The organism is Streptomyces sp. NPDC006235 (assembly GCF_040613735.1).
Lineage (GTDB): Bacteria > Actinomycetota > Actinomycetes > Streptomycetales > Streptomycetaceae > Streptomyces.
In genome coordinates this window covers 75219-87190 of the sequence record NZ_JBEXSR010000036.1, presented here as the reverse complement: position 1 = coordinate 87190, position 11972 = coordinate 75219, and the positions used below count along the sequence as shown (strand labels likewise).

The 11972-nt window shown below is 70.0% G+C and carries 13 protein-coding genes; 5 read left to right on the top strand and 8 right to left on the bottom strand.

Going from position 1 to position 11972, the window contains the following annotated elements:
• Positions 1 to 11: 11 nt before the first annotated feature.
• The 8 genes from ABZ192_RS32225 to ABZ192_RS32190 all read right to left on the bottom strand — a co-directional run bounded on the left by ABZ192_RS32225 (position 12) and on the right by ABZ192_RS32190 (position 6912).
• Entirely contained in the window at positions 12 to 899 is an 888-nt protein-coding gene (locus ABZ192_RS32225) for a DUF5936 domain-containing protein (protein WP_356928012.1), read from the bottom strand.
• A gap of 18 nt (positions 900 to 917) precedes the next feature.
• The gene (locus tag ABZ192_RS32220; RefSeq protein WP_356928011.1) at positions 918 to 1862 is read right to left on the bottom strand and encodes a type II secretion system F family protein; all 945 of its coding nucleotides are present in this window, start codon (positions 1860 to 1862) and stop codon (positions 918 to 920) included.
• Positions 1863 to 1873: 11 nt separating this feature from the next.
• Positions 1874 to 3211, bottom strand: coding sequence for a CpaF family protein (locus ABZ192_RS32215; protein ID WP_356928010.1), 1338 nt, complete (start codon positions 3209 to 3211; stop codon positions 1874 to 1876).
• A gap of 25 nt (positions 3212 to 3236) precedes the next feature.
• Positions 3237 to 3596: a TadE/TadG family type IV pilus assembly protein gene (locus tag ABZ192_RS32210; RefSeq protein ID WP_356928009.1), complete on the bottom strand. Its 360-nt coding sequence runs from the start codon at positions 3594 to 3596 to the stop codon at positions 3237 to 3239.
• 1 nt (position 3597) lies between these two features.
• Positions 3598 to 3987 carry a TadE/TadG family type IV pilus assembly protein gene (locus ABZ192_RS32205; protein ID WP_356928008.1) on the bottom strand — a complete coding sequence of 130 codons (390 nt, stop codon included), beginning with the start codon at positions 3985 to 3987 and terminating at the stop codon, positions 3598 to 3600.
• Positions 3984 to 5237 carry an AAA family ATPase gene (locus ABZ192_RS32200; protein ID WP_356928007.1) on the bottom strand — a complete coding sequence of 418 codons (1254 nt, stop codon included), beginning with the start codon at positions 5235 to 5237 and terminating at the stop codon, positions 3984 to 3986. The genes ABZ192_RS32205 and ABZ192_RS32200 overlap by 4 nt, the downstream gene beginning before the upstream one ends.
• 9 nt (positions 5238 to 5246) lie before the next feature.
• Complete coding sequence (gene cpaB / locus ABZ192_RS32195) at positions 5247 to 5954, bottom strand: Flp pilus assembly protein CpaB (protein ID WP_356928006.1); 708 nt, start codon at positions 5952 to 5954, stop codon at positions 5247 to 5249.
• Positions 5955 to 6078: 124 nt separating this feature from the next.
• Positions 6079 to 6912, bottom strand: coding sequence for a hypothetical protein (locus ABZ192_RS32190; RefSeq protein WP_356928034.1), 834 nt, complete (start codon positions 6910 to 6912; stop codon positions 6079 to 6081).
• Positions 6913 to 7295: 383 nt separating this feature from the next.
• On the opposite strand from ABZ192_RS32190, the gene ABZ192_RS32185 reads away from it, so the two are divergent.
• Genes ABZ192_RS32185 through ABZ192_RS32165 form a run of 5 tightly spaced genes read left to right on the top strand, consistent with a single transcriptional unit; the run spans position 7296 to position 11972 of the window.
• Positions 7296 to 8855 (top strand): hypothetical protein, encoded by a 1560-nt coding sequence (locus ABZ192_RS32185; RefSeq protein WP_356928005.1) that lies wholly within the window; start codon positions 7296 to 7298, stop codon positions 8853 to 8855.
• A 19-nt stretch (positions 8856 to 8874) separates the two neighbouring features.
• Positions 8875 to 9429: a hypothetical protein gene (locus tag ABZ192_RS32180; RefSeq protein ID WP_356928004.1), complete on the top strand. Its 555-nt coding sequence runs from the start codon at positions 8875 to 8877 to the stop codon at positions 9427 to 9429.
• 2 nt (positions 9430 to 9431) lie between these two features.
• Positions 9432 to 9863, top strand: coding sequence for a DUF3592 domain-containing protein (locus tag ABZ192_RS32175; protein WP_356928003.1), 432 nt, complete (start codon positions 9432 to 9434; stop codon positions 9861 to 9863).
• The gene (locus ABZ192_RS32170; protein ID WP_356928002.1) at positions 9863 to 10252 is read left to right on the top strand and encodes a hypothetical protein; all 390 of its coding nucleotides are present in this window, start codon (positions 9863 to 9865) and stop codon (positions 10250 to 10252) included. The genes ABZ192_RS32175 and ABZ192_RS32170 overlap by 1 nt, the downstream gene beginning before the upstream one ends.
• Positions 10253 to 10283: 31 nt before the next feature.
• Complete coding sequence (locus ABZ192_RS32165) at positions 10284 to 11972, top strand: glycoside hydrolase family 18 protein (RefSeq protein WP_356928001.1); 1689 nt, start codon at positions 10284 to 10286, stop codon at positions 11970 to 11972.

Here is an 11972-nt window from a genome sequence, read left to right as displayed (position 1 = left end):
GGTGTCGCCCCCTACTCGCCCGTGACAACGCCGAAGTCGGTGCCCGAGCCCAGGATCAGGCCGGCGCCGAGGAGGAGCATTGTGGCCGGGACCATGAAGGTCGTGATCATCATCGTGGCCTTGGGAACGGCACGCGCGGCCTTGCGGCGGGCGTTCTGGGCGTCCGTACGGCGCATGTCCTTGGCGAGGGCCACCAGCGTGTCGACGATCGGGGCGCCCAGTTCCTCACCCTGCTGCAACGCCGTGACGAACATGGCGACCTGCTCGGAGTCGTTGCGGCGGCGCAGTTCCGCGAAGGCCTGGCGGCGGCTCATGCCCAGGTCCATCTGGCGCAGGGTGATGCGCAGTTCGTCGGCCCAGGGGCCCTCGTACTTCGAGGCGACGCGGTCCAGGGCCTGGCGGAAGCCCAGGCCCGCGCTCACCACGACCGCCAGCACGTCCAGGAAGTCCGGCAGGGTCCGCTCGATCACGTCCTTGCGGATGCGGATCGCCGCCCAGATGCCGACCTCCGTCCAGAACGCCCCGAAGGCGAGCAGGAGCAGTGCCACGACGAGCTGGCCCCGCATCAGGAAGACCAGGAAGCCGACCCCGCCCAGCGCCCCGTACACCGCCCGGCGGGCCGCGTAGCGGTCGATGGTCAGGCCGCCGGGGTTGCCCGCGAGGTCGATCTTGCGTCGGTACTTGGCGACCTGCTTGGGGCCCATCAGGCGCAGCACCGCGGGGGCGTAGCGCATGCCCAGGCGGTCGATGAGCGAGTCCACCGCGCCGGTACGGGTGGAGCCGACCTCCAGGGCGAGCGCGAGGTCGCCGGGCAGTTTGGCCTCGGCCCGGTACATGCGGATGCCGGCGAAGGCGCCCCAGACGCTGAGGCCCATGACCAGTGCGAGAAGAAGTCCCATGATTCGGCTCCGGCCTTCTCAGACGTCGATGCGGGACAGGCGGCGGATGAGGATGAAGCCGACGGCGTAGAGGGAGAAGGCGATGATGACCGCCCCCTGGCCGAACGGTGAGCCCGTCATGCGCTCCAGCGCCCCGTCCTTCACGCCGTTCATCAGGAACAGGGAGCCCACGCCCAGCACCGGCACCGCATACGACGTCATGTTCACCTGCGACAGCTGCGTGCGGACCTCCCGTCGCGTCTCCTTGCGTTCCTCCAGCGTCTCTGTCAGGTTCCGCAGCGCGCTGACCACCTGGCCGCCCGCGCGGTTGGACAGCACCAGCGTGGTGACCAGGACGACCAGTTCACGGGAGGGGAGGCGGTCGGCGAGTTCGCCGAGGGCGTCGTCCATCGACGCGCCGATCGCCAGTTGGTCGGCCACCTTGCCGAGTTCCTCGCCCGCCGGGGCCTCCAGTTCCTCCGCGGCCATGCCGATCGCCGTGCGCAGCGCGAGTCCGGCCTGGGTCGCGTTGGCGAGGATGCGGGCCAGTTCCGGGAGCTGGTTGATGAACTGCTCGATCCGTTTCTGCCGCTGCCAGTTGAGGAACTGCAGGGCCGCCCAGATGCCCAGCAGGCCGGCCAGCGGGCCGAAGAACGGGGCCAGGGCCGCCTGGCCGATCAGCCACAGGCCGGCGACCGTGGCGAGCATGTAGACGAAGAACTCGCCGGGGGTGATGTCCAGGCCGGTGGCGGCCAGGCGCAGTTCCAGTTTCTTGCCGAGCTTGGTGCGCCGCAGGCGGCGGTCGATCCCGCGGAAGTTCCGGCGCCGGCCGCCGACCTGGATCTGGCCGGTGGCCGACAGACGGTCGACGAGCGCTTGCCGCTGCGCCTTGCCCATGGCGTAGGAGTGCAGGCCCATGACCGTCAGGACGCAGGTCAGCAAGGTGATGCCGGTCGTGAGCGTGATGAGCGTGTGCAGTTCCATGGGGACGGTTCCTACCTGGCTTCTCGGGTGGCTAGCTGGTCCGCGGACTGGGCGATGCCGAAGGCCTGGGGAATGGGCTGGCTCGCCATGTAGAGGCGGTCGGCGGTGCGGCGCGGGAGGGGGTGGTACTCGAAGGCGCCGTGGATACGACCGTCCGCCGCCATGGGCCGGGCGTTGAAGCGGGCGACCGTGACCAGTCGGTACGGTTCGCTGCCGTGGCTCTCCAGCAGCGCGATCTCGGTGATGCGGCGGGCGCCGTCCGCGAACCGGGTGAGCTGGACGATGACATCGACCGCGCTGTTGATCTGGTCGTGCAGCGCCACGAAGGGGATCTCCACCTCCGACATGGAGGCCAGGGTCTGCAGGCGCATCAGCGCGTCCTCCGCGCTGTTGGCGTGGACGGTGGCCAGCGAGCCGTCGTGGCCCGTCGACATCGCCTGGAGCATGTCCAGCGACTCGCCGCCGCGGACCTCACCGACGACGATGCGGTCGGGGCGCATACGCAGGGAGTTGCGCACCAGGTCGCGGATGGTGATCTGGCCCTTGCCCTCCACGTTCGCCGGGCGGGATTCCAGGCGGATCACGTGCGCCTGCTGGAGCTGGAGTTCGGCCGAGTCCTCGATGGTGATGATGCGCTCGCCCTCGGGGATGAGCCCGGAGAGCGCGTTCAGCAGGGTCGTCTTGCCGGTGCCCGTCGCGCCCGAGACGATGATGTTGAACTTCGCCTGCACCAGTCCCGCCAGCAGGTACAGCATGTGCTCGTCCAGCGAGCCCAGGCCGATCAGCTCCTGGAGGGTGAAGGAGCGTGGGAAGCGGCGGATGGTGAGGGTGGCGCCGGTCAGGGACAGGGGCGGGATGATGACGTTGACGCGTTCGCCGGAGGGGAGGCGGGCGTCGACCATCGGGTTCGACTCGTCCACGCGGCGGTTGACCGTCGAGACGATCCGCTCGATCGTCTGCATCAGCTGGTCGTTCGAGGCGAAGCGCATCGGCAGCTGCTCCACGCGGCCGCCGCGCTCCACGAAGATCGCGTCCGGGCCGTTGACCATGATCTCCGTGATGGAGGCGTCCTCCAGCAGCGGCTCCAGGATGCCGAGGCCCAGCGCCTCGTCGACCACCCTGCGGATCAGCTGCGAACGCTCCACCGTCGACAGCACCGGGCCCTCACGGCTGATGATGTGCCCGAGCACCCGCTCCAGCCGCGCTCTGCGCTCGGCGGCGACCAGCGAACTCATCTCCGCGAGGTCGATCTCCTCCAGGAGCTTGGCCCGGTAGGAGGCGACCATGTGGCCGTCCTCGCCCCGGTTGCCGTTCTCCTCCGGGGAGTTGATGCGTGCTCGCAGGCTCATACGTCCGGTGCTCCTTGCTCGTCGTTCAGTGGTCGAGCGGCATCGTGGCGGTCTTGCGTGCCGGGTCGAACTCCCAGCCGGGGACGATGGACGGGATGTCGACGGAGGCGGTGACCGTGACCTCGTCACCTCCCGGCGCCTCGGAACAGTCGGTTCCGTCGGCCAGCCAGTTGCTGACCGCGATCGTGCAGGCCTGTTGGGCGCTGCTCGGCTGGAGAGACGCGCTGCGCGCCCCCGCCCGTGCCGCCGTCCCCGCCTGCTGCGCCGTGTAGGCGATCAGCCCGAGCTGTACGGCCGCCATGGCGACGAGCAGCAGGATCGGGAGGAACCCGAGGTACTCGATGGCGACCTGGCCGCGGTCGCGCTCTCTACGGACGTACGCCATCTCACTTCACCTCCTCGACCGCACCCGCGTGGCCCCTGACCGTGAACGGGAAGGAGATCGCGCCCGGGAAGAGGACGGGGACCTCGAGCCCGACGTCCGAGGTGACATAGCCGCCACCGGTGGGGCAGTCCACCTCGGCGCCGGCCCGCCACGCGTCCGACAGCTTGTCCAGTCCGGCTGCCCGGCACGCGGCGGCCCGCTCGCCCGGCTCCGCCGCCGTCCCCGCCCGCACCGCTTCATCCGCGGCATTCCCCGCGAGCGTGTAGGTGTAGCCCACCAGCACGAGCTGCCACAGCACCACCAGCGTCACGATGATCGTCGGCATCATGCCGAGGAACTCGATGGTGACCTGGCCGTCGTCCCGCCGTCTCGCGAACCCGGGCATTCTCATCCCCCTCCCTCCTTGCGCCGCCGGAAGTTCACCGACCCCCGGTCCCCCCGCAACCGGCCCGCCTTCTGGGCGCCCTCGGTGACCTTGACCAGCCCCAGTTCGCCGGCCAGGCCCCACAGGGCCTGCTTCACCGTGCTCTTGCTCTCCAGTTCGTGGATGCGGCCCGCGTCCACGACGCTCTGGAGTTCCTTGAAGTTGGCGGGGACCGCGGTGGCCGCGACGGCCGTGCCGGTGATCTTCTGGATCAGCGGCGGCTGGATCTCCGTACCGCGCGAGTACCGGTTGACGACGACGGTTGTCTCCTCCGCCTTGCGGATCTGGAGCCGGTCCCACATCCGCACCGCACGCTTGGCGCCCCGTACCGCGACCACGTCCGGCGTCGTGATCAGCAGGGCTCTGTCGGCCATCTCCACGGCGGCCGCTCCCGCGCCGTTCAGCTGGGCGCCGCAGTCGATGACGACGACCTCGTAGCGGGAGCGCAGGGCGCTGACGATCTGGCGGGCGGCGCGGTCGGTGACGTCCTCGCCGCGTTCCCCTTCGGCCGGGGCGAGGAGCAGGACGAGTCCGGTGTCGTGGCGGAAGACCGCGTCGGCCAGGACACGCGGGGAGATGTCCGTGATGGCGGCCAGGTCGACCACGGACCGGCGGAACTGGACGTCCAGGTACGAGGCCACGTCACCGGTCTGCAGGTCCATGTCGACCAGCGCCGTGCTGCGGCCGGAGGCCTGGGCGGCGAGGGCCAGTTGGATCGCCGTCAGGGTCGTGCCCACGCCGCCCTTGGCTCCGCTCACCGTGACCACCGTGCCTCCGACACCGGTGAACACGTCGGCGCCGGCGCCCAGGTGCCGGCGTACGCCGACGGACCACTGGGCGACCGCCTGGACGCGGCTGGCGAGTTCCTCGTAGCTCAGGGGCAGGGCGACCATGCCGCGGGCGCCGTAGTCCATGGCGGCCTGCATGAGGCCGGGGCTCGCGTCCGAGGTGACGAGGATGACGCCGACGGCCGGGAAGCGCAGGGCGACTTCGCGGATCAGTTCCAGCGCGGGGACCGGGCCGATGCGCTCGTGCACGACCACGACCTCGGGCAGTTCGTCGACGGACTCGGCGGCCAGCCGCGCGAGGGTGTCGATGAGCTGGGTGGAGTCGACCACCGGGGCGACCGGCTCGGCGTCCGGGAGCTGGCTGAGGAGCGTCGTGATCGACCGGACCGCGTCCGCGTCACCGACTGCCGGGAGGATCCTCGTGGGCATGCGAGCCTCTCACTTGTCCTTCGCGAGTTCGTACGTCCGGTCCTGCTCGGGGACGGTGGTGTCGCTGCCGGGCGCGACCAGGGCGAGCCGGACGCGCTGGGCGAACGACTCGGCGTAGGTGAGGCGCTGGGCGTCCAGGGCGGACAGCGCGAAGGTGATGGGGACGGCGTCGGTGGGCTGCTGGGTACGGTTGTTCTCGTCCGGTTTCAGCGCGGTGAGTTCGCCGACGTCGAGGACCTTGGCGTTCGTCACGATGATCTTCGACTGGTCGGGGTCGCCCTCGCGCTTGCCTTCGAAGGTGGCGTAGACGTTGACCGAGGATCCGGGTGTGATCTTGCCGGCCACGCCGGTCGCCGCGTCGATCATGATGGCGACCTCCTGCTGCCCGGGCTGCAGGGCCGGCTGGCGGACGATCATGTCGGACTGGAGCAGCGAGCCCGCTTGCAGCGTGGTCACGGCGATCTTGCCCTGGATCTCGCGCAGGTCGGTGACGGCGTTGTCCGACAGCCACCGTTCGGGCATCTTGATCTTCTCGAACTGGCCCGTGCTGAGGGTGGTGTAGGGCGGTACGTCCGACTTGAGCCGGTAGGCGGTGACCTCGGGGCCGACCTTGGACTTCACGTCGCTGATGACGGACAGCACGCCGGCGAAGGCGCCGAGGGCGCAGACGACCGACAGGAGCAGGAGAATCACGCCGCGGCGCTGACGGGAGTTCATGAACCGTACAACCTCATTGGGGATATCGGTCGAGCGGAAACGAATGGGTGTGAGCGGTGGTCCGTACGGGCCTGGGCCAGGTCCCTGGGACGCGAGTCCCGTGGCGCGCCCTGTGGTTCAGGACTCACCCGACCGGTGTTTGGTTCTCGTGCGGGTTCTGGCGGGGTTGGTCGGGGACGGGCGGCGTGGCCGAGCAGAACACGCAGCGGTCGCCGATGACGTCGATGCCGCACCAGTGGCAGCGGGTCCGCCGTACGGAGGTGACCAGTTGGTAGAGGACCGACAGGTCGGGCAGATAACTGCAGAACTCGATCAGCTTGCCGGTGCCCCACCAGCCGGGTGACTCGGCCGGGAGCGGGGTCTCGCGCAGGCCCTGCACCTTCCAGGACGGGGCCAGGGTGCCGGTGACCCAGTCGGACTGGAGCTGCCCCTTGGCGACCAGCATCCAAGTGCCGAACTCGGGGCCGGGCAGGGCGGCTTCGGGGGTGATCCTGACGAGCTGCGGCTCGGGGTGGGCGAGGACGCCGAACTGGCTGCCGGGCACCCAGGACTTGGCGTGCGACTTCAGACCGACGGGGACCCGGTCGAGCCGGGCGACGGAGTTGAGCAGCGCGCCGGCGTGGATGTAGTGCACGAGCAGCCGCCCCGCCGAGGCGAGCACGCCGGGGCTGATGTCGCAGGACGCGAGCTGTCGTAACTGGCGGGCCAGGACGGCGAGTCCGAGCGGGGGCAGATCGGGCTGGAAGAGGGCGATCCGGTCGGTCTCCATGAGGGAGCGCAGGGTGTACAGCCGTCGCTGCACGGCGAGGGGAGCGGCCTGGGAGCAGACCACGATCACATGCCCGTGGTGCTCGACCAGGGTCTGCATGTCGGCGAGGGCCTGCTCCAGCGGGCGCCGGTCGACGTCCCGCAGGACGACGGCGGGCAGGGTGCGTTCGTCCTGTGGCGGCAGTGCCATGTCGGCACTGGTCACGGCAATGGCAGTTGGCACGCGCAGCTCCCCGTTTCCCCATGCCCGTCGGCGCGCCGCCTTGTCACTGCGGCCCACCTCGGTGACTTCACTGCGTGACTACCTCAGCACTGTATCCACGGCTCTGTGACCGGAGAACAGCGTTTGTGTAGCTGAGGAGCAACTGTCGTTGCACAAGATGCGTCAAAACGGGGCAGGTTGAGCATCTTGCCGGTCGCGGGCGGGGGCTCGGGGGGTCCGGGCCGGTGGTCCCGGAGGGCCCAGTGTTGACGGTGGGCCTCCGTTTGGGCCCTGAGGCCCACGCCTTGCGCCGGTGCGCGTACCTACTCTCGCCGTCCAAGGCACGTGGTTCGGGCAAGGAGGGGTGCCGTATGGCCGGCGGGGGTGGCATACGGACGTACGGGTACAGACCGGCCTTCGACGATCGCGGCGCGACCGGCACCGAGTACCTCGGCATGGTCGTCGTCAGCGCCGCGATCGTCCTGGCCGTCTCGGCCACCGGTGTCGGGCAGCTCGTCTACGACAAGATCGCCGCGCAGATCTGCAAGGTGGCCGGTGGTGGTGACTGCGCCTCGGGCGGGCCCGGGCCGGGCAAGCCCCTCACCGACGCCGACTTCGAGCCGGCGCTGTGCCAGGTCTCCTCCGTCACGGACAAGGCGGGCTCCAAGGCGAAGATCTTCTTCTGGGAGATCGGCAAGGAGTACGGCTTCCAGGAGCAGCACATCAAGGCGAACACGGACGTCAACGGCGACGGCACGGTCGACGGCGAGGACCAGCTGGTCTACCTGACCTTCACGGACGCCGCGTCCGTCGCCGCGAAGAAGGACTTCAAGCCGGGCATGAAGGTCGGCAAGTTCGGCACCGACAAGGTGGAGCTGGGGCTCGGCATCAAGGTGACCAACGGCGACACCTGGGTCTTCCAGAGCCCGGAGGAGGCCCAGCGGTTCCGGGACGACGTGGAGAAGCTGCAGATGTACGAGATGCGGCGCACCATGCCCGGGGGCGCGGAGGCCAGTCTCGGCGACAGCATCGCCTATCTCTTCGGGACCGGTCCGCTCAAGGACGAGGAGGACACCCAGAACCGGATCAAGGACCAGCTGGGCGACAACCGGAAGATCACCTACGGCAAGGTGGGTCTGGAGGCCTCGGCGTCGGCGGGCCTGAAGATCTCGGCGGGCGACGAGAAGAAGCTGAGTGCCGCGCTCGGCGGCACCTTCAAGTACTCCCCCGAGGTCACCTGGACGGACAACGCCTACAAGAACACCAAGTCGTACACGTACTCCTCGTCCATCGAGTACGGCTCCAAGGTGGGCTACGAGGCGGGCCCGCTCAGCGGCGAGTACGCGGCGAACACGACGCAGACCGGCACCATCACGGTCACCTACGACAAGGGGACCGGCAAGCTGGTCCGCGTCGACATGACCCGGACCGTCGAGAAGGGCGGCCAGAAGGACGGCGCCAAGGCCGGTGGTGACAACGGCAAGCAGGACGGCGACAAGCGGGGCGGGAACGCCGGTGTGAAGGGCACGGACTCGCAGACCGGCATCGAGATCGTCACCAACTCCGTCAGTTTCGACCCAGGGCCCGAGGGCGACGCGGACCGGGCGGTCGCCGAGCGGTGGCTGGACAGCAACAACGAGCAGATCGCCACGCCCTTCCAGTACATGTTCGACGACCACGCGCCGACCTCCCGCCCGGGCGCCGACGACCCCTTCGGGCAGCTGATGTTCGACAAGGGCAGGTCGAGCCGGATGACGTACACCGGCGAGGTGAACGCGGCCGAGTACGGCTTCGAGTTGAATCTCGGGCTCAGTCTGGGCATGACGATCAGCACGGAGAAGAAGTCGGAGACGCTGACCGACGCCCAGTTCCTGGGGGCGCCCCGCGGGGACGGTCGCTCCTATCTTCCCTACAGCTACTGTGCGAACTGACGAGACGGAGTCCAAGCCGATGAAGACCCGCCGTGCCCTCCTGGCCGCCGCCCTGCTGACGGCCTCCGTGGCCCTGACCGGCTGCGGAAGCTCCGACGCCGGCTCGGTGCCCGACGGCTGGGGCACCCTGAGGACCAAGGGCGTCGACGTCTCGTATCCGAAGGGCTACGAGGAGCAGAGCGCCGGTGAGCGCGGCAAGCACAACGCGGCCGCGGCGGTGCGCACGGAGGGCGGCAGGAAGGTCTCGGTCATCACCGTGCAGCTCCGTTTCACCGAGGCGAACTCCGCCGAGCAGGCCGCGATCGCCGCCGAGGCGGGCATCCAGATGGGCGCGGACGTCAAGGGCCAGAAGGACGTGGAGCTGGCCGGCGCGGACGAGGCGAAGCGGATCGACTTCACCTTCGAGGCGACCGGCGAGGACGGCGGACCGCCGAAGGGCACCCCGGTCGAGGGCGTGATCCTGGCAGGCCTGGACTCGGCCGACACCGCCTTCGCGGTCCGGGTCGACGCGCAGCGGGGGTCCCTGCCGGACGGGGACCTGGACCGGATCATCGACTCGGTCGAGGTGCACTAGCCATGGAGGTGCCGGGCGCCGGTTACGTCGTGCTCGCGCTGCTCGTGGCGCTGTTCGGCGCGCTGTCGTGGAAGTACGCGCGGCGCCTGGTGACGGTGGCGCGGGTGCTGCGGCGCGGGGCGCGGGCGGAGGGCGAGTGCGTCCGGGTGGAGACGGAGCCGTACCACCGCTCGGACGCCCGGCGGCACTTCTTCGCCTTCCGTACGGCCGACGGCACGCCGGTCGAGTTCGAGGACCTGGCGGGCTGGTCGACGACGGAGGGCACCCGGGTCACCGTCACCTACGACCCGCGCGATCCGCAGGGCACGGCGACGGTGGCGGGCCGGGGCAGCTGGTCCCCGGTGCTCCAGGCGCTCGCCCTGGTCGCGGGCTGCGGCATGGCCGCGCTGGGCTTCGCGGTCCTCCTCTACGTCGAGATCTTCGGGAGCGGTTGATGACGCTCGTACGCTGCTGGGCCGTCGGCATCGTCGTCCTGGTCGTCAGCGAGTACGTCCAGATGACGCTGGTGTACGGCCCGTTCGTCGGCCCGCGGGGCGTCGGCTCGTTCGGTGCCGCGCTGGCGCTGGTGCACCTGCCGAACCTGGTGTGCGTCGTACTCGCCACCTGGGCGGCGGCGCGGGTGCATCCGGAGCCGTGGCGGGAGATGCCGGTGCGGCATCTGGCCGCGGCGTGTGCGGCTCCCGCGGCGGCGCAGGTGCTGTTGCTGGCGCTGCGGCCGGGTGTGCTGGACCCGGCGGGGCCGGCGTTGTGGATGTCGACCGGCGTGCTGCTGGCGGGGTGTGCGGTCGGACTGCTGCTCGACAGGTTGGTCTGGACCTCTTGACAGTGTCGTTGGTCTGGACCATTTTCTTGTCATGTCCAGACACAGACGATCCCTGCGGCTGTGGTCGGGCGCCCTCACGGCGGCCCTGGCCCTCACTGTCACGACCGTCGGCCAGGCGTCCGCCGCCGACGTCAACAACGCCCGGAACGCCGGCTTCGAGTCGGGCCTGAGCGACTGGACCTGCTCCGCGGGCAGCGGGACGACCGTCTCCTCCCCGGTGCGCACCGGCACGGCGGCGCTGAAGGCGACCCCGGCGGGGCAGGACAACGCCCGGTGCGCCCAGACGGTCAGGGTGAAGCCCGGCTCGACGTACACGCTGGGCGCCTGGGTCCGGGGCGGTTACGCCTACCTCGGTGTCTCGGGCACGGGCACGACGGACGTGTCCACCTGGACGCCGGACTCCGCCTCCTGGAAGCAGCTGTCGACGACCTTCACCACGGGTTCGTCGACGACGTCGGTGACGGTGTACACGCACGGCTGGTACGGGCAGGCGGCGTACTACGCGGACGACGTGTCGGTGTTCGGCCCCGACGGGGGCGGCGGCACGGACCCGGGCCCGACGGTCCCGTCCGCTCCGGGCGGCCTGAGCGTCTCCGGCACGACGTCCTCCTCGGTCTCCCTCGCCTGGAACGCGGTCGCGGGGGCGACGGGTTACACCGTCTACCGCGACGGCACGAAGGTGACGGCGGTGACCGGCACCTCGGCGACGGTGACCGGCCTCGCGGCCTCGACGTCGTACTCCTTCCAGGTCACGGCGACCAACGCGGCGGGCGAGTCGGCGAAGTCGGCGGCGGTGACCGGGACCACGAACAAGCCGAACGGCCCGGGCCCCGCGCTCCCCAAGCACGCGGTGACGGGCTACTGGCAGAACTTCAACAACGGCGCGACGGTCCAGAAGCTCTCCGACGTGCCCTCCCACTACGACATCATCGCCGTCTCGTTCGCGGACGCGACCTCCACGCCGGGTGCGGTGACCTTCACCCTGGACTCGGCCGGACTGAACGGCTACACGGTCGACCAGTTCAAGGCGGACATCAGGGCCAAGCAGGCGGCCGGCAAGAAGGTCGTCATCTCGGTGGGCGGTGAACGCGGCACGGTGGCGGTGAACGACGCGGCGTCCGCGGCGAACTTCGCGAACTCCGTGTACTCCCTGATGCAGACGTACGGCTTCGACGGCGTCGACATCGACCTGGAGAACGGCCTGAACGCCACCTACATGACGCAGGCGCTGCGGTCGCTCTCGGCGAAGGTGGGCTCCTCGCTGATCATCACGATGGCGCCGCAGACGATCGACATGCAGTCGACGTCCAACGCGTACTTCCGGACGGCGCTGAACATCAAGGACATCCTCACGGTCGTCAACATGCAGTACTACAACAGCGGTTCCATGCTCGGCTGCGACGGCAAGGTCTACAGCCAGGGCTCGGTCGACTTCCTCACCGCCCTGGCCTGCATCCAGCTGGAGAACGGTCTCGCCCCGTCCCAGGTCGGCCTGGGCGTGCCGGCCTCGACCCGGGCGGCGGGCAGCGGGTACGTGGCACCGTCCGTGGTGAACAGCGCCCTGGACTGCCTGACCAGGGGCTCGGGCTGCGGCTCGTTCAAGCCGCCCCGGACGTATCCGGACCTCAGGGGCGCGATGACCTGGTCGACCAACTGGGACGCGACGGCCGGCAACGCGTGGTCCAGCGCGGTGGGCCCGCATGTGCACGGGCTGCCGTAG

What these genes read in the sequence shown, in the direction of transcription:
- ABZ192_RS32165 (WP_356928001.1), top strand. Translation starts at nt 10,284, where the DNA reads ATGTCCAGACACAGACGATCCCTGCGGCTGTGGTCGGGCGCCCTCACG.
- ABZ192_RS32205 (WP_356928008.1), bottom strand. Translation starts at nt 3,987, where the DNA reads ATGAGAATGCCCGGGTTCGCGAGACGGCGGGACGACGGCCAGGTCACC.
- ABZ192_RS32190 (WP_356928034.1), bottom strand. Translation starts at nt 6,912, where the DNA reads ATGGCACTGCCGCCACAGGACGAACGCACCCTGCCCGCCGTCGTCCTG.
- ABZ192_RS32175 (WP_356928003.1), top strand. Translation starts at nt 9,432, where the DNA reads ATGGAGGTGCCGGGCGCCGGTTACGTCGTGCTCGCGCTGCTCGTGGCG.
- ABZ192_RS32210 (WP_356928009.1), bottom strand. Translation starts at nt 3,596, where the DNA reads ATGGCGTACGTCCGTAGAGAGCGCGACCGCGGCCAGGTCGCCATCGAG.
- ABZ192_RS32185 (WP_356928005.1), top strand. Translation starts at nt 7,296, where the DNA reads ATGGCCGGCGGGGGTGGCATACGGACGTACGGGTACAGACCGGCCTTC.
- ABZ192_RS32170 (WP_356928002.1), top strand. Translation starts at nt 9,863, where the DNA reads ATGACGCTCGTACGCTGCTGGGCCGTCGGCATCGTCGTCCTGGTCGTC.
- ABZ192_RS32225 (WP_356928012.1), bottom strand. Translation starts at nt 899, where the DNA reads ATGGGACTTCTTCTCGCACTGGTCATGGGCCTCAGCGTCTGGGGCGCC.
- ABZ192_RS32180 (WP_356928004.1), top strand. Translation starts at nt 8,875, where the DNA reads ATGAAGACCCGCCGTGCCCTCCTGGCCGCCGCCCTGCTGACGGCCTCC.
- ABZ192_RS32200 (WP_356928007.1), bottom strand. Translation starts at nt 5,237, where the DNA reads ATGCCCACGAGGATCCTCCCGGCAGTCGGTGACGCGGACGCGGTCCGG.
- cpaB (WP_356928006.1), bottom strand. Translation starts at nt 5,954, where the DNA reads ATGAACTCCCGTCAGCGCCGCGGCGTGATTCTCCTGCTCCTGTCGGTC.
- ABZ192_RS32215 (WP_356928010.1), bottom strand. Translation starts at nt 3,211, where the DNA reads ATGAGCCTGCGAGCACGCATCAACTCCCCGGAGGAGAACGGCAACCGG.
- ABZ192_RS32220 (WP_356928011.1), bottom strand. Translation starts at nt 1,862, where the DNA reads ATGGAACTGCACACGCTCATCACGCTCACGACCGGCATCACCTTGCTG.